Raw genomic sequence first — 21,099 nt, 5'->3', positions numbered from 1 at the left:
GGGGAGAGGCCGAGTGAGCTCCACCGACACGGTGCTGCCCGGAGCCGGACGGCCGGGCGTGCCGCCCGCCGACACGTCCGCCGTCGACCCGCCGGCACCCGCCCGGCGCGGCCCGCTGCGCCGGCTCCTGGGGAGCGGCGCGCTGCCCGGCCTCGCCCTCGGCGGGCTCTGCCTGGCCTACGCGCTGGGCGCGGCCGCCGGCTGGGGATCGTGCCAACTCTCCATCTTCATGGGCGACTTCGGCCTGGCCGCGGCGGCCCTCGCGGCCGCCCTGTCCTGCCTGGTGTACGGCTGTGCGGTCGACGGGCACGCCCGTCCGGCCTGGCTGCTGTTCGGCCTCTCCTCGCTCATGGTCGCCTTCGGCGACGGCACCTGGGGCTGGTACGAGCTGGTCGTGCGCACCCCGCTACCGCAGGACTCGCTCGCCGCGTACGCGTTCCTGCTGTTCGCCCCGCTCTCCATCATCGGCGTCCTGGTGCTCGCCCAGCGCCCGCGCTCGGCGGCCGGTTGGCTCTGCCTGCTGCTCGACGGCTGGCTGATCGCGGGCTCGCTGTTCACCCTCAGCTGGAGCCTGGCGCTCGGCCGGATCGCGGCCGGCGAGGACGGCTCCCCGCTGCGCATCGCCCTCAGCCTGGCCTACCCGGTGCTGGACATCCTGCTGGTCAGCCTGGTGATCGGCCTGCGCTTCCGTGGCCGGGACGGCAACCGGGCATCCGTGCACACCGCGATGCTCGCGCTCGCCCTCACCGTGCTGTGCGACGCCCTGTTCACCTCCCCGGAGCTGCACAGCAACTACCACTCCGGCGAACTGCTGGACGCCGGCTGGTTCTCCGGCAGCCTGCTGCTCGCCTGGGCGCCGTGGTCCCCGCGCTGGCGCCGTCCGCTGCGCGAACACCCCTCGGCCGGCGGCCTGCCGCGCCGTCGGGTGGCCACCACCTTCAGCGCGCTCACCCCGTACGCGGCGGCCGCCGTGTGCACCGCCGGAATCCTCTACAACGCCCTCGGCGGGCGCGAGTTGGACCGGGTGGTGGCCGCGGCCGCCTGCACCGTAGGGCTGGCACTGATCCTCAGGCAAGGCGTGATGCTGCTCGACAACCTGTCGCTGGCCCAGGAGCTCGGCCACAAGGAGGCGCACTTCCGTTCCCTGGTGCAGGGGTCGAGCGACGTCATCATGATCGCCGGGGCCAACGGCGTGCTCTCGTACGTCTCCCCGGCCGCGCTCGGTGTCTACGGGCGGGACCCGGAGGAGCTGGTCGGCGGCAACCTGCTGGACCTGGTCCACCCCGAGGACGTGGACCGGGTGCTCTCCGAGGTCCGTCGCTACCTCGCGCGGGTGCGGCTCGCCGCCCACCGCACCCCGGGCACCGCCGAGCCCCCGGCCCGGGTGGAGTGCCGGATCAGCTCCGGCGCCGGCGAGTGGCTGCACGTCGAGTCGGCGGTCAGCCGGCACCGCGACGGCCTGCTGCTCAACAGCCGGGACGTCACCGAACGCGTCATGCTCCAGGCCCAGTTGCAGCACAACGCCTTCCATGACCCGCTCACCGACCTGCCCAACCGGGCGCTGTTCACCCAGCGGCTGCGCGGCGCCCTCGGCGCCCGCGGCCAGCAGGGCGGGACGGGCGCCGGGATCGCGGTGCTGTTCCTCGACCTGGACGGCTTCAAGGCCGTCAACGACAGCGCCGGCCACCAGGTCGGCGACGAACTGCTGGTGCAGGCGGCCCGCCGGCTGCAGGGTGCGGTGCGCTGCGGGGACACCGTCGCCCGGTTCGGCGGCGACGAGTTCGCCGCGCTGGTCTGCGGCCCGCTCGGCCGGCTGCAGGTTCAGGAGCTGGCCGAACGGCTGCGGGCCGCGCTCTCCGCGCCGTACTGGATCGGCGGCGCCGAACTCGGCGTCGCCGCCAGCATCGGCATCGCCTTCGGCACCCCCGAGCGGGGCCCGGCCGTCGACCCCAGAGCCGCGGCCGACGAGCTGATGCGCAACGCCGACCTCGCGATGTACCGGGCCAAGTCCGAGGGCAAGGGCCGGGTGGTGCTCTACGCCCCGGCGATGCGGGCCGACCTGGAGCGCCGCAGCGAGCTGGAGGAGCGGCTGCGGGTGGCCGTCCGGGAGGGCGGCTTCACCCTGCTCCACCAGCCCCTGATCGACCTCGGCAGCGGCGCGGTGACCGGCGTCGAGGCGCAGGCCCGCTGGCGCTCGGCGGGCGGCCTGCTGCTCACCCCGGCCGAGTTCCTGCGCTCGGCCGAGCGCGGCGACGCGGGCACCCGGTTCTCCCGCTGGCTGGTGCACGAGGCGGTCGCGGCCGCCGCCGACCGGCGCGCCCTGTCCGGCCGCGGCTGCGGCGGCTCGGCGCCCCTCCCGGTGGCCGTGCGGCTCTCCGCCCAGCGGCTCTGCTCGCCCGGCCTGTACGAGACGGTGGCCGCGGCGCTGCGCGACAGCGGACTGCCGGCCGGCGAGCTGGTGATCGAGGTGGCCCGGATGGGGCCGGACTCGCTCGCCGACGAACTCGGCCGCCGGCTGGCCGCGCTGCGCCTGCTCGGCGTCTCCACCTGGCTGGCCGGCTACGGTGCCGGGAGCGGCTCGCTGGGGGCGCTCGCCCGGCTGCCCTTCGACGGGCTCAAGCTGGACCGCACGCTGGTCCAGGGCCTCGGAGAGTCCGCGCTCAGCAGAACCCTGGCCGGGCACGCCCTGCGACTCGGCCGCGACCTCGGGATGAGCACCGGCGCCGAAGGGGTGGACCTGCCCCGCCAGGTCGCCGCGCTGCAGGAGCTGGGCTGCCGCCAGGCCCAGGGTTCGGCCTTCGCCCCGCCGCTGGACGAGACCCGGCTGCGCCGGGCGCTGACCCGCCGCGGCTACCCGGTGCCCAAGCCGCTCGGCTCGCTCTCCTCCCGTCGCGGATGCCTGGCCGCGGACACCCGGACGGGTGGCTGTGCGGACGCCCCGGGGAGTCGTGTCGGAGATCACCAGGCGGCTCCCCAGCCCGACCGCGGGGCCTCCGACCTGCCCGAACGCCGCACCGTCGCCGGTCCAGGGGCTGGTCCGCATGGCGAGACAGCGATCCCACCTGCTTGACACGCCACCCCGGTCAGGAGGAAGGTCGTTGCCATGCGCACCCGAATTCTCGTACTTGGCGGGCGCGTCGGCTGAGTGGGCTCACACGCCCCGCTCGTGACAGACCGACGCGCCACCCCTCGCATGCCCTTGGGCACGAGGGGTTTTTTGTTGCACTGACGCTGTTCCACTCCCGCAAGACCCCTGGCCCGATCGCCCCGAGAAGTCCGATTCGTCGGATTCGAGCGGGACGATGGAGGCAGAGCCGGCGATCGGCCCGGACCGGGACCCCACCCTCGCAGCACCGGGGCCCGCAGTACCGGACCGGCAAAACCCGAGAAGAGACAGGCAGATGACTGAGCACGCCGCATCCCCCCGCCGCGGGGACAACCCGGCCGCCCACGCTCCCCAGCACGTCGCCGAGACCATGACCGGAGCCCAGTCGCTCATCCGCTCGCTTGAGGCCGTGGGCGCGGACACCGTCTTCGGCATTCCGGGCGGGGCCATCCTTCCCGCGTACGACCCGCTGATGGACTCCACCAAGGTGCGCCACATCCTGGTCCGGCACGAGCAGGGCGCCGGCCACGCCGCCACCGGCTACGCCCAGGCCACCGGCCGGGTCGGGGTCTGCATGGCCACCTCCGGCCCAGGCGCGACCAACCTGGTCACCCCGATCGCCGACGCGTACATGGACTCCGTGCCGATGGTCGCGATCACCGGCCAGGTCTCCTCCAAGGCGATCGGCACCGACGCCTTCCAGGAGGCGGACATCTGCGGCATCACGATGCCGATCACCAAGCACAACTACCTGGTCACCGACCCGGCCGAGATCCCCCGGGTGATCGCCGAGGCCTTCCACATCGCCGCGACCGGCCGCCCCGGCCCGGTCCTGGTCGACATCGCCAAGGACGCCCTGCAGGCCACCACCACCTTCCGGTGGCCGGTCGAGACCGCGCTGCCGGGCTACCGCCCGGTCACCAAGCCGCACGCCAAGCAGATCCGCGAGGCCGCGAAGATGCTGGTCAGCGCCAAGCGCCCGGTGCTCTACGTCGGCGGCGGCGTGATCAAGGCGCAGGCCACCGCCGAGCTGCGGATCCTCGCCGAGCTGACCGGCGCCCCGGTCGTCACCACCCTGATGGCGCTCGGCGCCTTCCCCGACAGCCACCCGCAGCACCTGGGCATGCCCGGCATGCACGGTTCCGTCCCGGCGGTCACCGCGCTGCAGAAGTCCGACCTGCTGTTCACCCTCGGCGCCCGCTTCGACGACCGGGTCACCGGCAAGCTGGACAGCTTCGCCCCGTACGCCAAGGTCGTGCACGCCGACATCGACCCGGCCGAGATCGGCAAGAACCGCCCGGCGGACGTGCCGATCGTCGGCGACGCCCGCGAGGTGCTCGCCGACCTGATCGTCGCCGTCCAGGCCGAGTTCGACGCCGGCCACAAGGGCGACTACTCGGAGTGGTGGGAGAAGCTCAACGAGTGGAAGAAGACCTACCCGCTGGGCTACGAGCCGGCCCCGAGCGGCCAGCTCTCCCCGCAGCAGGTCATCGAGCGGATCGGCCAACTCGTCGGCTCGGACGCCATCTACGCGGCGGGCGTGGGCCAGCACCAGATGTGGACCTCGCAGTACATCCGCTTCGAGCGGCCCGGCACCTGGCTCAACTCCGGCGGCGCCGGGACCATGGGCTACGCCGTCCCGGCGGCGATGGGCGCCAAGGCCGGCCGGCCGGACAGCGCGGTCTGGGCCATCGACGGCGACGGCTGCTTCCAGATGACCAACCAGGAGCTGGTCACCTGCGCCCTGAACGGCATCCCGATCAAGGTCGCGGTCATCAACAACGGCTCGCTGGGCATGGTCCGGCAGTGGCAGACGCTGTTCTACAACCAGCGCTACTCCAACACCGTGCTGCACTCCGGCCCCGACCACGACGGCATCGAGCCGCCGGCCCAGGGCACCCGGATCCCCGACTTCGTCCTGCTGTCCGAGGCGATGGGCTGCGTCGGCCTGCGCTGCGAGCGCCCCGAGGACCTGGACGCGGTCATCAAGCAGGCGATGGAGATCAACGACCGTCCGGTCGTCATCGACTTCATCGTCCACCAGGACGCCATGGTCTGGCCGATGGTCGCGGCCGGCACCAGCAACGACGAGATCCAGTTCGCCAAGGGCGTCCGCCCCGACTTCGGCGACGACCTCGACTGACAGCCCCCTATCCAGAACGACTGAGGAACCCCATGTCCAAGCACACCCTCTCCGTCCTGGTCGAGAACAAGCCCGGCGTGCTCGCCCGCATCGCCGCGCTGTTCTCCCGTCGGGGCTTCAACATCGACTCCCTCGCCGTCGGCCCGACCGAGCACCCGGACGTGTCCCGGATGACGATCGTGGTCAACGTCGAGGACCTCCCGCTGGAACAGGTCACCAAGCAGCTCAACAAGCTCGTGAACGTGATAAAGATCGTCGAACTCGACCAGGCCGCTGCGATCCAGCGGGAACTGGTCCTGGTGAAGGTCCGCGCCGACAACGAGACCCGGTCGCAGATCGTCGAGATCGTCCAGCTGTTCCGGGCCAAGACCGTCGACGTGTCACCCGAAGCGGTGACCATCGAGGCCACTGGCAGCTCGGACAAGCTGGAGGCCATGCTCCGGATGCTGGAGCCTTACGGCATCAAGGAGTTGGTCCAGTCCGGCCTGGTCGCCATCGGCCGCGGCGCCCGTTCCATCACGGACCGGTCGCTGCGCGCCCTCGACCGCAGCGCCTGAGCGAGCGCCGGCTCAAGCGCGGCGACTCACGCGAGCGCCGTCTCAATCCCTGAGGCGACGACCCCACACCACCCCCGGCTGCGCATACGGTAGGACCCGCGCACCCGGCACCAACACGCAAGGAGATGTGCCCCCGTGGCCGAGCTGTTCTACGAAGACGACGCCGACCTGTCCATCATCCAGGGCCGCAAGGTCGCGGTCATCGGCTACGGCAGCCAGGGCCACGCCCACGCGCTGTCCCTGCGCGACTCCGGCGCCGACGTCCGCGTGGGCCTGAAGCCGGACTCCACGTCGCGCGCCAAGGCCGAGGAGGCCGGCCTGCGCGTCGTCACCCCGGCCGAGGCCGCGGCCGAGGCCGACGTCATCATGATCCTGGTCCCGGACCCGATCCAGGCCGACGTCTACGAGGCGGACATCGCCCCGCACCTGAAGTCCGGCGACGCCCTGTTCTTCGGCCACGGCCTGAACATCCGCTTCGGCTTCATCAAGCCCCCGGCGGACGTCGACGTCTGCATGGTCGCCCCGAAGGGCCCGGGCCACCTGGTCCGCCGTCAGTACGAGGAGGGCCGCGGCGTCCCGGCGATCGTCGCCGTCGAGCAGAACGCCTCCGGCAAGGCCTTCGAGCTGGCCCTGTCGTACGCCAAGGGCCTGGGCGCCACCAAGGCCGGCGTCATCAAGACCACCTTCACCGAGGAGACCGAGACCGACCTGTTCGGTGAGCAGGCCGTCCTCTGCGGTGGCACCGCCGCCCTGGTGAAGGCCGGGTTCGAGACCCTGGTCGAGGCCGGCTACCAGCCGGAGATCGCCTACTTCGAGTGCCTGCACGAGCTGAAGCTCATCGTCGACCTGATGTACGAGGGCGGCCTGGAGAAGATGCGCTGGTCGGTCTCCGAGACCGCCGAGTGGGGCGACTACGTCACCGGCCCGCGCATCATCACCGACGCCACCAAGGCCGAGATGAAGAAGGTCCTCGCCGAGATCCAGGACGGCACCTTCGCCAACACCTGGATCGCCGAGTACAAGGCGGGCCTGCCCAAGTACAACGAGTACAAGACGGCCGACGAGAACCACCTGCTGGAGACCACCGGCAAGAAGCTGCGCTCGCTGATGAGCTGGGTCAACGAGAAGGCCTGAGCCCCTCGGGGCTGCTGATTTTGTCACGCCCTTGTACAAGTAGGCTGCTCCCGTCCGGGTGATTTCGCCTGACGGGAGCAGCCTGGCACCGAGCCCGCCGATACACTCCGAGTGCGCGTCAGGCCCACAGCGTCGTGCGTCTACCTACGCGGCATGCCACCTTCCCCCGCCCTCCACGCCACCCACGTGCGCCGGGGAACCGGACAGTTAAGGACACACTGTCGTGAGCACTGCGACCACTGTGAAATCTGGCGTCGTCCTGATCGCCGAAGAGCTTTCGCCCGCCACCGTCGACGCCCTCGGCCCCGACTTCGAGATCCGCCACTGCAACGGCGCCGACCGCACCGAGCTGCTCACCGCGATCGCCGACGTGGACGCGATCCTGATCCGCTCCGCCACCAAGGTCGATGCCGAGGCGCTGGCCGCCGCCCGCAAGCTCAAGGTCGTCGCCCGGGCCGGCGTCGGCCTGGACAACGTCGACGTCGCAGCCGCCACCAAGGCCGGCGTGATGGTCGTCAACGCGCCGACCTCCAACATCGTCACCGCCGCCGAGCTCGCCTGCGGCCTGCTGATCTCGGTCGCCCGCAACATCTCCCCGGCCAACGCCGCGCTCAAGGGCGGCGAGTGGAAGCGCAACAAGTACACCGGCGTCGAGCTGAGCGAGAAGACCCTCGGCGTGGTCGGCCTCGGCCGGATCGGTGTCCTGGTCGCCCAGCGGATGTCCGCCTTCGGGATGAAGATCGTCGCGTACGACCCCTACATCCAGGCCGCCCGCGCCGCGCAGATGGGCGTCAAGCTGGTCTCGCTGGAAGAGCTGCTGGAGATCTCGGACTTCATCACCGTCCACCTCCCCAAGACCCCGGAGACGATCGGCCTGATCGGCGACGAGGCGCTGCACAAGGTCAAGCCGACCGTGCGCATCGTCAACGCCGCCCGCGGCGGCATCGTGGACGAGGAGGCGCTCGCCGCCGCCCTGCGCGAGGGCCGGGTGGCCGGCGCGGGCCTGGACGTGTACGCCAAGGAGCCGTGCACCGACTCCCCGCTGTTCGCCTTCGACAACGTGGTCGCCACCCCGCACCTGGGCGCCTCCACCGACGAGGCGCAGGAGAAGGCCGGTATCGCGGTCGCCAAGTCGGTCCGCCTCGCGCTGGCCGGCGAGCTGGTACCGGACGCGGTCAACGTCCAGGGCGGCGTGATCGCCGAGGACGTGCGCCCGGGTCTGCCGCTGGCCGAGAAGCTCGGCCGGATCTTCACCGCGCTGGCCGGCGAGGTGGCCGTCCGCCTGGACGTCGAGGTCCGCGGCGAGATCACCCAGCACGACGTGAAGGTGCTCGAACTGTCCGCGCTGAAGGGCGTGTTCGAGGACGTGGTGGCGGAGACGGTGTCCTACGTCAACGCCCCGCTGTTCGCCCAGGAGCGCGGCGTCGAGGTCCGTCTGACCACCTCCAGCGAGAGCCCTGAGCACCGCAACGTGATCACCGTGCGCGGCACCCTCGCGAACGGCGAGGAGATCGCGATCTCCGGCACGCTGTCCGGCCCGAAGCAGATCCAGAAGATCGTCGGCGTGGACGCCTTCGACGTGGACGTGGCGCTCACCGACCACATGGCCTTCTTCAAGTACGAGGACCGCCCCGGCGTGGTCGGCGTGCTCGGCCGCCACCTGGGCGACGCGGGCGTCAACATCGCGGGCATGCAGGTCGCCCGGGACGGCGGCAGCGCCCTCGCCTCCATCACCGTGGACAGCGAGATCCCCCAGGACGTGCTGACGGCGATCGCCACCGAGATCGGCGCCCGCTTCGCGCGCTCGGTCGACCTGGGCTGATCCCCCCGGCCTGAACAGGGCCCGGACCGCCGTTCGGACGGTGGTCCGGGCCCTGCTGCGTGCTCCCGGCCGGTTCCCGTCTCAGATACTAGGAAATCCAAGTATTCGTGCAGACACGGCCGGGGCGGGGCCTTACCGTGGAGGAGCCATACGGTGTGCCGCCCCTGTAGCCAGGGCGTGCGGCCCGTGTGCGCGTGCGCCCTCACGGGCAGGCGATCCCTGCTCCCGCGCTCCCACCCGTCGCCCGCGCCACCCCTTTGGGACGCTCCCCCGGCCTTCGGCCGGGGGACCCCCATCGCGCGGCACCTCTCGAGTCTCCCTCTCGTGCTGCTTGTCCGCAGCGCCGCTTCCAAGGAGTCCGGTATGCCCTCCACCGCTGACCGCCACGTCACCACCGCCCCCGCCGCCACCCCCGTCCGCGCCCCGCGCCGTCGCCGGGCCGCCGAGCGGAACCCCTTCGCGGCCGCCGCCCTGCAGCGCTCGCTCGACCGCCGTGACAACGGCGGCGTGACCGGCCACAACTGACCGGTGCCGCCGGTGGCGTTCATCGGCCTACTGGGCCGTTCGGGCTGACGGCGAGTCACTCCGTAGGGTGCAACTCGACTCCATCCGAGGGAAGTTGCTCGCCCTCCCCGGCGCGATCATCCTAATTTGGGGCCCCCGGAAGGGTGATCGACGTCCGCGCGGGCGGGCGTCAGCGACACGCTGTGCGGATCAGTCCCCCGGCCGGGGGAGAGGGCCCAGTGCGTCTGCCACCCGTTCGCCGACCGATCGCCCGGATCGGTCTCACCCTGGTCCTGCTGGCAGCTGCGTTCGTTCCAAGCAGCGCCGTGCTCGCCGCCGCCCCGGCGGCCGACGGCCCGTCCAGCGCGGGACCCCCGGGCCGGGGCCGTACCGCCTCCGTCCTGCTGGAACTCACCACCGAGGCGGCCGGCCCCGCCTGGCAGCGGGCCGCCGAGACGGCCCGACGGGCCCAGCGCTCGCCGGAGGCCGTCCGCCGGGAGGCTGCCCAGGCCGGAGCCGCCCAGCGCGGCCGGGCCGGGGACGCGCTCGACCGGCTCGCCGACGCCGTCCACCGGGCGGTGCCCGCCACCCGCGAGCTCTACCGCACCCGCACCCTGCTCACCGGCCTCGCGGTCAGCGCGCCCGCCGACCGGATGCCCGCGCTGCGGGCGCTGCCCGGTGTCCAGGCCGTCCACCCGATCGTGAACAAGCAGCGCGACAACGCCTACTCGGTCCCGCTGATCGGAGCCCCGAAGGTCTGGGAGGGCGACTCGGCCCTCGCCGGGAACACCGGCCGGGGCATGCGGATCGGGATCATCGACAGCGGCATCGACTACACCCACGCCGACTTCGGCGGCCCCGGTACCGAGGCGGCCTTCCGCTCGGTCGAGCGCGGCAAGCCCGCGCCGGCCGCGCTGTTCCCCAACGCCAAGGTGGTCGGCGGCAAGGACCTGGTCGGCGACGACTACAACCCCGACCCGTCCTCCCCGCAGTACCAGCCCGTCCCGCACCCCAGCGACAACCCGATCGACTGCGTGCGCAACGGGCACGGCACCCACGTCGCCGGAACGGCGGCCGGGTACGGCGTCACCACCGACGGCCGTCCGTACACCGGCCCCTACCGGCCCGGGCTCGACCCGGCCTCGTTCAAGATCGGCCCAGGCGCCGCCCCCGGCGCGCAGCTCTACGGGATCCGGGTGTTCGGCTGCGACGGCGCCACCGACCGGATGACCCAGGCGCTCGACCTGGCCGCCGACCCGAACGGCGACGGCGACCTCGGCGACCGGCTCGACGTGGTCAACCTCTCGCTCGGCAGCCGCTTCGGCAGCCCCGACGACGCCGACTCCCTGGCCGTCGACCGGCTCGCCGCGCTCGGCACCGTGGTGATCGCCGCCGCCGGCAACGAGGGCGACGTGTACGGCATCGGCGGCAGCCCCGGCACCGCCGCCCGGGCCGTCACCGTCGCCGCCTCCGTGCACGGGCACGCCGACGTGGACGGCATCACCGTCCTCGACCCCGCCCCGCTGGCCGGAGTCGTCCCCGGGCACTGGAGCGAGCGCTACCGGGGCTGGTCCACCGCCGAGGTGAGCGGCGCGCTCGCCGTGCCCGTCGACCAGGCGGACGGCTGCACCGCGTTCAGCGCGGCCGACAAACAGCGGCTCAAGGGCAGGATCGCGCTGCTCACCTGGCGCACCGGCGAGGCCGAGCGGGCCTGCAACTCCGGCCCGCGCGCCGACCACGCGGCCGACGCCGGGGCGATCGGCGCGCTCTACGCCGCCGACAGCGACCACCTGGCCGAGATCTCGGGCGACGACCGGATCCCGGCCGTGCTGCTCGGCCACGCCGACGGCGAGCGGCTGCTGAAGGCCGCGGCCGCCGGGGACGTCCGGGTCCGGCTCGCCGCGCCCGGCAACCCGCTGCACGGCTCGGTCCCCCAGAACCAGCCGTCCAGGGTCGACACCCTCACCGACTTCACCTCCCGGGGCATCGGCGTGCCCGGTGTGGTCAAGCCCGACCTCGCGGCTCCCGGCGAGACCATCTGGTCGGCCCTGGTCGGCAGCGGCAGCGGCGGCCAGCGCGAGAACGGCACCTCGATGGCCGCCCCGCACGTGGCCGGGCTGGCCGCGCTGGTCCGCGCCGCGCACCCGGACTGGCCGGTCGAGCAGGTCAAGGCCGCGCTGATGAACACCAGCACGGACACCTGGCTCGGCGACGACCACGGCGGGCCGGTCTACGGGCCCGAGCGCACCGGGGCCGGACGGGCCCGGGTCGACCAGGCGGTCCGCACGCCGGTGGTCGCCTACGCGGCGGGGGAGGGCGCCGAGGCGGGCAGCGTCGGGGTCTCCTTCGGCCCGGTCGCGATCGGCGGGCCGACGGCGCTCGGACGGGAGATCGAGCTGCGCAACTACTCGGGTTCTCCGCTGACCTACCGCACCGGCTACGCCGCCGCGACCCAACTCCCGGGCGCCTCCTACCAGGTGACGCCCGCCAAGGTGGACGTGCCGGCCGGCGGCACCGCGCGGGTGAAGGTGACGCTGTCCGTACCGGGGGAGTTGGGGCGCACACCGGACCCGACCATCGACACCCTGCAGGGTGGCAAGGCCCGCAGCTACCGGGGCGAGCTCTCCGGGCGGGTGCTGCTCAGCCCGGTCGACGGAGCGCTGCCGCAGCTGCGGGTGCCGGTGTTCGCCGCCCCGCGCCCGGCGAGCGACCTGACCGCGACGGCCTCCGTCCGGACCACTCGGGACGGCACCCTGGTCATGCTCGGCGGCAGCGCGGCGCCCGGGGAGCGGCCCGGGCTGGTCAGCGCCCTCGCCCTCGGCGGCGAGGCCGCCCGCTGGCCCGACTGCCCGCCCGGCGGCGGCAAGGCCGTCGGCCCCGGTTCGGGCATCCGGCCCGCGGGCGCGGCCGAGCCGGCCGACCAGCCGCGGGACCTCTGCGTCGAGCACCCCGGCGACCGGGCCGCCAACCTGCGGGCGGCGGGGGCGGCGGCCGACGCCGACCAGCTGTACGTGGGCGTGCGGCTGTGGTCCCCGGCGGCGACGCCGGTCGGGCTGTACGGGGTGCGGGTGTCGCTGGACACCGACGGGGACGGCGTCACCGACGTGATCCTCAAGGCCGACCGGCTGCACGGCAGCGACGTCCTGGTCTCCCGAGCCCTGGACGCGCGCACCGGCGCCGAGCTCGACGTCCAGCCGCTCAACGCCCGCTGGGGCGACACCGACACCGAGCTGCTGGACAGCGACGTCCTGGTCCTCCCGGTCCGGCTGAGCGCCCTGCCGGGCGTCAAGCCCGGCCACAGCACCGTCCGCTACGGCGTCTGGACCGGCGTCGTGGGCGCCGACCGGCCCGATCCGGCCGACGCCTACTCCTCCATCGGCCTGCGCGGCACCGGCCCGACCGTCCCGCTGGACGTCCTGCACCCGGCCCTCGCCGTCCAGGCCGGACTCACCGGCCCCGCCGCGGTGGTGGCCCCGGCCGGCCCGGGCACCGTCCTCGACGTGCACCGGGCGGCGGGCGACAGCTCCCGGCTCCTGCTGCTGTACCACCTCAACCCGGCGGACCGGCGGGCCCAGGTGCTCACCCTGCCGTGATCACCGACCAGTGGGGCGGCCCGCCGGGACTCCGGCGGGCCGCCCCTCGTCACGCCCCGCCGGGGCCCCGGACGGCCAGGCGGCGGTCGCGGCGCGGGATGCGGGTCGGGCGGCGGGAGAGGCGGGCGAAGACGGCGACCAGGGCGAGGACCGCGGCGGTGCCGGAGGTGACGGTGAGGCCCTCGGTGAGGCCGGGCGGGCGGAAGGCGCAGGTGAGGCGGGAGGCGCCGCCGCCCAGGGGGACGCCGATCATGCCGAGGACGGGGGTGGGGGCGGTGGCGGGGCGGCCGTCGACGGCGCAGGTCCAGCCCTCGGTGGCGGGGACCGAGAGCAGCGCGGTGCCGGTCGAGCCCGCCGGGAGGGCCGCCGCGACGGTGTGCCCGCCGGCCTCGACGCGGGTGGCGCCGGTGGCGGTGAGGCGGGCGACGGCGGCCTCCAGGGCGCCGGCCCGCAGGCAGCCGATCGGGCGGGCGGGGACCTGACTGACGACGTCCGAGCGCAGGGTCACCCGGACCACCCCGTCCGCCGGGACGGTCCCCAGCCGGTGGATCGCCACCGCCGTGGTGGGCTGCTCGCCGTCGCTGCGGTAGCTGGTGCCCAGGCCGCTGACCGTGCCGCGGTACCAGACCCCGTGGAAGTAGGCCGTTCCGCCGGGGGTGCAGTCGGCGGTGAACACCGTGCCCTCGCCGCCGCCCGGCACCGACCAGCCGCTGGTGCCGTGCAGGGTGGGCGCCGGGCCGCCGGCCGGGACGGGCAGCGGGGTGTCGTAGACCTGGCTGCCGAGCAGGGACTCCTGCCGGGACCAGACCGAGGAGGTGTCCGGGCGGGCCCCCGGCGGCAGCACGGTGACCAGCGGCGGCGCGGCCGCCCGTACGGGGATGAAGCCGTCCGGGGGCGGTCCGTCGTCCAGGTGGGCGCGGACCGCGAACAGCGCCCGCCCGACCGGGTCGGTGACGCTGGTGGTCTGCCGCCCGCCGGCCGTCCAGCCCGCGCCGAGGTCGTGCAGCAGCAGGGCGGTGACGGTGGGCAGGGAGGCGCTGAAGTAGCCGCCGCCCTGGCCGTTCAGCAGCAGCGGGTCGTTGGCGCCGAAGGCGTGCGGGCCGGGGTCGCTGCGGCCGTCCGGCCAGTCGGCGGCCTCCCGGACGGCCGCGTACCCGGCCCGCACGGCGGCCGGGGAGGTGGTGTCGGCCGGGGCCGCGCCGAGCGCCGCGTACCCGGACCAGACGGCGTTGCCGAGCACCGCGCCGCCGAGCACCCAGGTGGCGAGGACGTTCGCCCGGTGGTCGGTGTGCCGGCGGTCCAGCACCAGGAGCGCGGCCGGCAGCACGACGCCGCCGACGCCCAGCAGCACCCAGGTGGAGGCGGGGACCGCGTGCCGGCTCGCCGCCAGCCCGGCGACCACCGCGGTGACGCCCGCGCCGCCCAGCAGGGTGAGCCAGTCCGGCCGGTGGGCCAGCGACACCCAGCCGGCCAGCACCAGCAGCCCGCTGAGCACGAAGGCGGCCCGGTACGGCCCGCCGGCCGGGAGCGCCAGGCCGTGCCAGACCAGCACGGTCGGGGTCCAGACGAAGCTGAGCACCACCAGGACCAGTGCCGCGCACCAGACCCCCCGCTCGCGGATCCGCACCCGGCGGTTGAACGCCAGCCCGCACACCAGCAGCAGCCCGAGCACTCCGATCGCCACGTCCGGCAGCGGCTGCCCGGCCTGGGCGGTGGGCAGCAGCCGGGCGAGGTGGCCGCCGAGCCCACCCGGGCCGACCGGCTGCACCGGGGACTCGGGCTGGGCGCCGCGCGCGGCGCGGACGGCGACGAACAGCACGGGGGAGGCGAGCAGCACCCCGGTGGTGGTCAGGGTGACGGCCCGCCCGGTGGCCCGGACCCGGTGCCGGAACGGCCGCGGGGTGGCGAACGCGCGGACGGCGAACAGGAGTCCGGCGATCAGGGTGGCCAGTGCGGCGGTGTAGAGGTTGCCCGCCCAGACGAGGGCCACGCACAGCGAGCCGGCCACCCAGCGCCGCTCGTGCAGGCACCAGTCCCCGACCAGGCCGAGCAGCGGCAGCGACACCAGGCCCCAGAGCCACATCGGTGCCGTGCCGCCCACGTCCAGCACCCAGGCGCAGAGCCCGTACCCGACGGCGGCGAGCGCCCGCAGCCAGTGGGGGCCGGGGTGCAGGCGGCCGAGCAGATGGGCCATCAGGGCGGTGGCGAGGCCGATGGTGGCCAGGGCGACCAGGAAGACGGCGAGCGGCCCCTGGTCGCGCGGGAGCAGCGCGGCCGGCCAGGAGAAGGGGTTCATCAGGTAGGCGAAGAAGTCCGGCAGGAAGGGGGCGCCGTAGCCGCTGTTCCAGTTGAACAGCAGGTCCCCGGCGGCCCGTCCGTGCAGCAGGTCCCACAGGTGGGCGTGGTACGGCACGGAGAGGTCGCTCACCCCGGCCGGCCACCGTCCGCGCAGCCCGGCGGCCAGCGCGTACCCGCCCGCCGCCAGCCCGGCCGCACCCCCGCTGACCAGCACCTCCTGCCGCCGCTCGGTCCTCACGCACGCGCCCCGTTTCTGCCAGGAACCCCGGACCACGCCACCCTACGGGCGCCCCCGGCGCAACTCTGATCACCCGCGCTCCCTCGAAGGAGTGGCGTCCGAGGAGGCTTTGCCGAGTAGCCTGGGAGGGCCATCAGGATGCCCGTATGGGAGGAACCATGAGCATCGCGCCGTACCCCGACTGGATTCGGCCTCCTGCTGGTGGCTACACCGCAGAGGATCTTGACCGGCTGCCTGATCTCCCGCCGCACACTGAGCTGATCGACGGGAGCCTGATCTTCGTGAGTCCGCAGACCACGTTCCACATGCGCACGCTCCGCAGGCTGGAGCGGGCCTTGGAGGCTGCCGTACCGACGGGATGGGATGTCTGGCGGGAGATGACGGTCAGGTTGGACCGGCGTAACCGACCCGAACCGGATCTGCTCGTCGTCGACGACCGAGGGGTCACCGGCCCGAAGCAGACCTTCTGTGAGGCGGCGGACGTGTTGCTGGCCGTCGAGGTCGTGTCCGAGGAGTCCGAGGAGCGTGACCGGGAGACCAAGCCCCGCAAGTACGCGGCGGCGGGCATCAAGCACTTCTGGCGCGTGGAGAGCAACGACGATGGGAAGCCGATTGTCTATGTGTACGAGCTGGAACCGGCGACCCGGACATATGTCGTCACTGGGATCTACCACAAGCAGTTGAAAGTCGATCAGCCGTTCCCAGTGGAAATCGATCTGACCTGATCGTCCAGATGCTGGACGCGAGGTGTCAGCACCTGGGACACCGGAGTAGGGTCCGAACATGTCTCGCACCATTCGTCTCGCAGTTGTCCCGGGTGACGGCATCGGCCAGGAAGTGGTGGCCGAAGGCCTGAAGGTCCTGGAGGCCGTGCTCCCCTCCGACGTGAAGCTGGAGACCACCGAGTACGACCTCGGCGCCCGGCGCTACCACCGGACCGGCGAGACGCTGCCGGACAGCGTGCTGGCCGAGCTGAAGTCCTTCGACGCGATCCTGCTGGGCGCCATCGGCGACCCGAGCGTGCCGTCCGGAGTGCTGGAGCGGGGCCTGCTGCTCAAGCTGCGGTTCGCCTTCGACCACCACATCAACCTGCGGCCGGGCCGGCTCTTCCCCGGCGTGCAGTCCGCGCTGGCCGGACAGCCGCAGATCGACTTCGTGGTCGTCCGCGAGGGCACGGAGGGTCCGTACGTCGGCAACGGCGGCTCGCTGCGCACCGGCACGCCGCACGAGGTGGCCACCGAGGTCAGCCTGAACACCGCGTACGGCATCGAGCGCGTGGTGCGCGACGCCTTCCGCCGGGCCCAGGCGCGGCCGCGCAAGAAGCTCACCCTGGTGCACAAGAACAACGTGCTGGTGCACGCCGGGCACCTGTGGTCGCGGATCTTCGCGGAGGTCGGCCGGGAGTTCCCGGAGGTCACCACCGAGTACCTGCACGTCGACGCGGCCACCATCCACCTGGTCACCCAGCCGGAGCGCTTCGACGTCATCGTCACCGACAACCTGTTCGGCGACATCCTGACCGACCTGGCCGCCGCCGTGACCGGCGGCATCGGTCTCGCCGCGAGCGGCAACATCAACCCGAGCGGCGAGTACCCGGCCATGTTCGAGCCGGTGCACGGCTCGGCGCCGGACATCGCCGGCCAGGGCAAGGCCGACCCGACCGCCACCGTGCTGTCGGTCGCCATGCTGCTGGAGCACCTCGGCTTCGCCGCCGAGGCGGCCCAGGTGGAGGCCGCCGTCGCGGCGGACCTCGCCGAACGCTCCGGCGTCCGCTCCACCTCCCAGGTCGGCGACGCGCTCGCCGCCCGAGTATCCGGCTAGCGGGCCGGATCCACATGCGGGGTTCCGGCTAGCGGGCCGGATCCACATGCGGGGTTCCGGCCAGCGGGCCGGATCCACATGCGGGGTTCCGGCCAGCGGCCGGATCGCGACAAGGTCCGGCCAGGTGGGCCGGACCGCATAACCGCAGCTTGCAGCTCCCCAAGGAGAGGGAAGCTGTTCGGCACGGCCCTCTGGATGCGAGTATCGACAGTGGGCCGTGCCGTTGTGCGTCCGTTCCGGCGTTGGATCGCCGTGACGTTCCTTCGGCGGGGCGGCCCGAACCAACCCCACGGTGAAGGAAACAGCCATGAGCACGCCCACCCAGGCGCCCATCACGTTCGACCTCAAGCCCTCCGCCCATCCGCTGTCCGCAGCGGAGCGCGAGGCCCGGCTGACCAACCCCGGCTTCGGCCGCGTCTTCACCGACCACATGGTCACCATCCGCTGGACCGAGGGCCGCGGCTGGCACGACGCCCAGCTGGTCCCGTACGCGCCGGTGGAGATGGACCCGGCGAACATGACGCTGCACTACGGGCAGGCGATCTTCGAGGGCCTGAAGGCCTACCGCCAGACCGACGGGTCCATCGCGACCTTCCGCCCGGAGGCCAACGCCCTGCGCTTCCAGGCCTCGGCCCGCCGCCTGGCGATGCCGGAGCTGCCGGTCGAGGCCTTCGTCGAGGCCGTCGAGCTGCTGGTCCAGCAGGAGCGGGAGTGGGTCCCGAACGAGCCGGAGCAGAGTCTCTACCTGCGCCCGTTCATGTTCGCCACCGAGGTCGGCCTGGGCGTCCGACCGGCGAACTCCTACCTCTTCATGATCATCGCCTCCCCGGCCGGCGCCTACTTCCAGGGCGGCATCAAGCCGGTCTCGGTCTGGCTGTCCAAGGAGTACGTCCGGGCGGCGCCCGGTGGCACCGGCGCCGCCAAGTGCGCGGGCAACTACGCGGCCTCGCTGGTCGCCCAGGCCCAGGCCGCCGAGAAGGGCTGCGACCAGGTGGTCTGGCTCGACGCCGCCGAGCACCGGTGGGTCGAGGAGATGGGCGGCATGAACCTGTACTTCGTCTTCGGCGAGGGCAAGGACGCCAAGATCGTCACCCCGGAGCTGTCCGGCGCCCTGCTGCCCGGCATCACCCGTGACTCGCTGCTGCGCCTGGCCTCGGACCTCGGCTACGCGGTCGAGGAGCGGAAGATCTCCACCGACGAGTGGCAGCAGGCCAACGCCGACGGCACCCTCACCGAGGTCTTCGCCTGCGGCACCGCCGCCGTCATCACCCCGGTCGGCTCGGTCAAGTCCGCCGCCGCCGACTGGACCGTCGGCACCGGCGAGCCCGGCCCGATCACCATGGAGCTGCGCCGGGCCCTGCTGGCCATCCAGGGCGGCCAGTCGCCCGACACCCACGGCTGGCTGCACAAGATCGTCTGATCGCGCTGCCCGGGGCGCCCCGCGACACCGGGGCGCCCGGGCCGCAACCTCGAAGCGTTCCGCTCGTCAGGGTCCTCGAACACAGTGGGAGGGACCGTGACCGCATTGCCGCACGGATACGCCGAGACCTCGTGGGGTCGGATTGCGCTGCACAGTGATCCGCGCCGGGGCGACTATTCGACTACGACGGATGTCGCGGTTGGAGAGCCTCTGTGGCTGCCGGAACAATTCGGGTTCGAACTTTCGACCGGCCGTCTGTTCTGACGCGTTTCGTATCGCGAGACGGGCGGGCCGGATCGTGGAGGCTGTGCCAGACTGCGAGCGTGTCCTCGCTTTCGCTGATTATTAGCAGCAGGCGCGCCGGTCCGCAGTGACCGCTTCCGCAGGACCCGATGCGGAGCGACCACGAGCGTCCAGACCCGCGCGCAGACCTCTCGCACCCGCGAGGGGTCTTTTTGTTTCCCCGGACCGGCCGACGGCCCCCACAAGGGGCTCGGGGACACCGGGGGCGCACGCGGGATCCTGGACAGTGGAGCCGGGACGAAGATCCGGCAGAGCAGTACGAACCTCCCCGAACGGAGAACCAGGGGCCATGACCGAGGCCAGCCGTACCGACGACAGTTTCCACGTGTTCGACACCACCCTGCGCGACGGCGCGCAGCGGGAGGGCATCAACCTGACGGTGGCCGACAAGCTGGCCATCGCCCGGCACCTGGACGAGTTCGGCGTCGGCTTCATCGAGGGCGGCTGGCCCGGGGCCAACCCGCGGGACACCGAGTTCTTCGCCCGCGCCGCCGCCGAGCTGGAGCTGCGCAACGCCCAGCTGGTCGCCTTCGGCGCCACCCGCCGGCCCGGCGGCAAGGCGGCCGACGACCCGCAGCTGGCCGCGCTGGTCGCCTCCGGCGCGCCGGTGGTGACCCTGGTCGCCAAGGCGCACGACCGGCACGTGGAGCTGGCGCTGCGCACCACGCTGGACGAGAACCTGGAGATGATCCGGGACAGTGTCGAGTTCCTGCGCGCCCAGGGCCGGCGGGTGTTCATCGACTGCGAGCACTTCTTCGACGGCTACCGGGCCAACCGCGAGTACGCCCTCGCGGTGGTCCGCACCGCGCACCGGGCCGGGGCGGACGTGGTGGTGCTGTGCGACACCAACGGCGGGATGCTGCCGGCCGGCGTCCGGGAGAGCGTCGCCGACGTGATCGCCGCGACCGGGGCCCGGCTCGGCATCCACGCCCAGGACGACACCGGCTGCGCGGTGGCCAACACCCTGGCCGCGGTGGACGCGGGCGCGACCCACGTGCAGTGCACCGCCAACGGCTACGGCGAGCGGGTCGGCAACGCCAACCTGTTCCCGGTGGTCGGCGCACTGGAGCTCAAGTACGACCGGCGGGTGCTGCCCGCGGGCCGGCTGGCCGAGATGACCCGGATCTCGCACGCGATCGCCGAGCTGGTCAATCTGGCCCCGTCCACCCACCAGCCGTACGTCGGTTTCTCGGCCTTCGCCCACAAGGCGGGCCTGCACGCCTCCGCGATCAAGGTCGACCCGGACCTGTACCAGCACATCGACCCCGAGCTGGTCGGCAACACCATGCGGATGCTGGTCTCCGACATGGCCGGCCGGGCCTCGGTCGAGCTCAAGGGCAAGGAGCTCGGCTACGACCTCTCCACCGACCGGGACCTGGCCGGCCGGGTGGTGGCCCGGGTGAAGGAGCAGGAGAACCTCGGCTACACCTACGAGTCCGCGGACGCCTCCTTCGAGCTGCTGCTGCGCGACGAGGTGCGCGGCAGCCGCGACCGCTTCTACACCCTGGAGTCCTGGCGGACCATCAGCGAGCAGGGGCCGAACGGGATTTCCGGCAACGAGGCGACGGTCAAGCTGTGGGCCAAGGGTGAGCGCCGGATCGCCATCGGTGAGGGCAACGGCCCGGTGAACGCGCTGGACCAGGCGCTGCGGAGTGCCCTGGAGGGCATCTACCCGCCGCTGGCCACCTTCGAGTTGGTGGACTACAAGGTCCGCATCCTGGAGGGCCAGCACGGCACGGGCTCCAAGACCCGGGTCCTGATCGAGTCCACCGACGGAACCGCGACCTGGTCCACGGTCGGCGTGGCCGACAACGTGATCACCGCCTCCTGGCTGGCACTTGAGGACGCGTACACCTACGGCCTGATCCGGGCCGGGCTGGAGCCGACCGAGTAGCCGCCCCGAACATGCCTGTGGCCCGCGTGACTTGGTGAAGTCCCGTGGGCCGCAGGCATGTTCGGGGCGCTCTCGGCGCGGGCGTCACCGAAGTCGGGCGAGCAGGGCGTGTTCGACGAGGGTGATGAGGGCGCTCTTGGCGCTGTCGCGGCGCCGGGCGTCGAGCGTGATGACGGGGGTGTTCTCGCCGAGCTGGAGCGCCTCGCGGACCTCTTCCGCGGTGTGCGGCTGGTGCCCGTCGAAGCCGTTGAGGGCGACGACGAAGG

Annotated in this window: 12 protein-coding genes and 1 pseudogene; 11 read left to right on the top strand and 2 right to left on the bottom strand. The window is 73.1% G+C overall.

Going from position 1 to position 21,099, the window contains the following annotated elements; all coding sequences use genetic code 11:
• Positions 1–115 precede the first annotated feature (115 nt).
• From ACFVWU_RS22455 to ACFVWU_RS22425, 7 genes are all read left to right on the top strand, one after another.
• Positions 116–3,070, top strand: coding sequence for a putative bifunctional diguanylate cyclase/phosphodiesterase (locus ACFVWU_RS22455; RefSeq protein WP_387623794.1), 2,955 nt, complete (start codon positions 116–118; stop codon positions 3,068–3,070).
• A gap of 331 nt (positions 3,071–3,401) precedes the next feature.
• On the top strand, positions 3,402–5,249 hold the full coding sequence (locus tag ACFVWU_RS22450) for an acetolactate synthase large subunit (RefSeq protein WP_387623712.1): 1,848 nt from the start codon (positions 3,402–3,404) through the stop codon (positions 5,247–5,249).
• A 32-nt stretch (positions 5,250–5,281) separates the two neighbouring features.
• Positions 5,282–5,806 carry an acetolactate synthase small subunit gene (gene ilvN / locus ACFVWU_RS22445; RefSeq protein WP_097236150.1) on the top strand — a complete coding sequence of 175 codons (525 nt, stop codon included), beginning with the start codon at positions 5,282–5,284 and terminating at the stop codon, positions 5,804–5,806.
• A 135-nt stretch (positions 5,807–5,941) separates the two neighbouring features.
• Positions 5,942–6,940 carry a ketol-acid reductoisomerase gene (gene ilvC, locus ACFVWU_RS22440; RefSeq protein WP_387623710.1) on the top strand — a complete coding sequence of 333 codons (999 nt, stop codon included), beginning with the start codon at positions 5,942–5,944 and terminating at the stop codon, positions 6,938–6,940.
• Between the two features lie 241 nt (positions 6,941–7,181).
• A complete protein-coding gene (serA, locus tag ACFVWU_RS22435) occupies positions 7,182–8,762 on the top strand; it encodes a phosphoglycerate dehydrogenase (RefSeq protein WP_387623791.1) in 1,581 nt (526 codons plus the stop codon).
• Positions 8,763–9,125: 363 nt separating this feature from the next.
• Positions 9,126–9,287 carry a hypothetical protein gene (locus ACFVWU_RS22430; protein ID WP_387623708.1) on the top strand — a complete coding sequence of 54 codons (162 nt, stop codon included), beginning with the start codon at positions 9,126–9,128 and terminating at the stop codon, positions 9,285–9,287.
• 218 nt (positions 9,288–9,505) lie between these two features.
• On the top strand, positions 9,506–12,859 hold the full coding sequence (locus tag ACFVWU_RS22425) for a S8 family serine peptidase (protein ID WP_387623704.1): 3,354 nt from the start codon (positions 9,506–9,508) through the stop codon (positions 12,857–12,859).
• Between the two features lie 49 nt (positions 12,860–12,908).
• Here the strand turns inward: ACFVWU_RS22425 and ACFVWU_RS22420 are convergent, their stop codons facing one another.
• Positions 12,909–15,395 carry a YfhO family protein gene (locus ACFVWU_RS22420; RefSeq protein ID WP_387623701.1) on the bottom strand — a complete coding sequence of 829 codons (2,487 nt, stop codon included), beginning with the start codon at positions 15,393–15,395 and terminating at the stop codon, positions 12,909–12,911.
• A 158-nt stretch (positions 15,396–15,553) separates the two neighbouring features.
• On the opposite strand from ACFVWU_RS22420, the gene ACFVWU_RS22415 reads away from it, so the two are divergent.
• The 4 genes from ACFVWU_RS22415 (at position 15,554) to cimA (ending at position 20,833) form a co-directional block, all read left to right on the top strand.
• Positions 15,554–16,120 (top strand): Uma2 family endonuclease, encoded by a 567-nt coding sequence (locus tag ACFVWU_RS22415; protein ID WP_387623699.1) that lies wholly within the window; start codon positions 15,554–15,556, stop codon positions 16,118–16,120.
• Between the two features lie 58 nt (positions 16,121–16,178).
• The gene (locus ACFVWU_RS22410) at positions 16,179–17,216 is read left to right on the top strand and encodes a 3-isopropylmalate dehydrogenase (RefSeq protein ID WP_387623696.1); all 1,038 of its coding nucleotides are present in this window, start codon (positions 16,179–16,181) and stop codon (positions 17,214–17,216) included.
• A gap of 307 nt (positions 17,217–17,523) precedes the next feature.
• On the top strand, positions 17,524–18,636 hold the full coding sequence (locus ACFVWU_RS22405) for a branched-chain amino acid aminotransferase (protein WP_387623694.1): 1,113 nt from the start codon (positions 17,524–17,526) through the stop codon (positions 18,634–18,636).
• A gap of 592 nt (positions 18,637–19,228) precedes the next feature.
• Positions 19,229–20,833, top strand: a complete 1,605-nt coding sequence (gene cimA, locus ACFVWU_RS22400; protein ID WP_387623692.1) for a citramalate synthase — start codon at positions 19,229–19,231, stop codon at positions 20,831–20,833.
• A gap of 84 nt (positions 20,834–20,917) precedes the next feature.
• Here the strand turns inward: cimA and ACFVWU_RS22395 are convergent.
• A pseudogene (locus ACFVWU_RS22395) lies at positions 20,918–21,099 on the bottom strand (ATP-binding protein); the annotation flags it as partial.

Source organism: Kitasatospora sp. NPDC058190, assembly GCF_042883685.1.
Classification (GTDB): Bacteria; Actinomycetota; Actinomycetes; order Streptomycetales; family Streptomycetaceae; genus Kitasatospora.
The sequence above is the reverse complement of the archived record's forward strand: the minus strand, read 5'-3'. Positions and strand labels throughout refer to the sequence as shown.